The organism is Nonomuraea aridisoli (genome assembly GCF_003236395.1).
GTDB classification, from domain to species: domain Bacteria; phylum Actinomycetota; class Actinomycetes; order Streptosporangiales; family Streptosporangiaceae; genus Nonomuraea; species Nonomuraea aridisoli.
The window spans coordinates 1-614 of sequence record NZ_POUD01000635.1 but is presented as its reverse complement, the minus strand read 5'-3'; the positions used below and the strand labels follow the sequence as shown (position 1 = coordinate 614).

Here is a 614-nt window from a genome sequence, read left to right as displayed (position 1 = left end):
TCCCCACCCTGACGTTCACCGGGCGCTTCGCCGGCCGTACCGCACCGCCCGAGACCGCGTGGCGCACCGGCTTCGCCTCGCAGGCCGCCGGTTTCGATGAGCCGGCGGGCTTCGGGCGTGCGGGCGGGGCGTTCGGGGAGGCCGGGCATCGGCTGGACGTCATTCCGGTGACCGCGCTGCTCGGAGACGAGCGATTCCGGGAGTTGGCGGGGGTGCGGCCCGACGCGCTGGAGAGGGTGGCGGAGGGCGACCGGGCGGTGTTCCTGCCGGAGTTGTCGACGCCCGCGTACGAGCGTCCGCCGGAGGGGTGCCCGGACGGGATGGCGCTGATGGCCCGCCACGCCGTGGTGCCGTTCCTGGGCAGGGACGCGGAGCTGGACGAGCTGCGATCGTGGGCGGCCGAGCCGGACCCGCTGTCGATCGCCGTCGTCACCGGGCGCGGCGGCACGGGGAAGACGCGGCTGGCGGTCCGGTTGTGCGAGGAGCTCGCGGAGGCCGGCTGGGACACGGGGTTCCTGCCGTTGGACGCGGTCTACGACCTGCTGTCCGGCTCCCGGGCCGAGCAGGGGGCTGCGCGGCCGGGCGCGTGGCAGTGGCGCGGCTCGGCCGAGGGG

The 614-nt window shown here is 76.4% G+C and carries 1 pseudogene; it reads left to right on the top strand.

The features are described from left to right. Nucleotides 1-614, top strand: a pseudogene (locus C1J01_RS50945) (hypothetical protein); the annotation flags it as partial.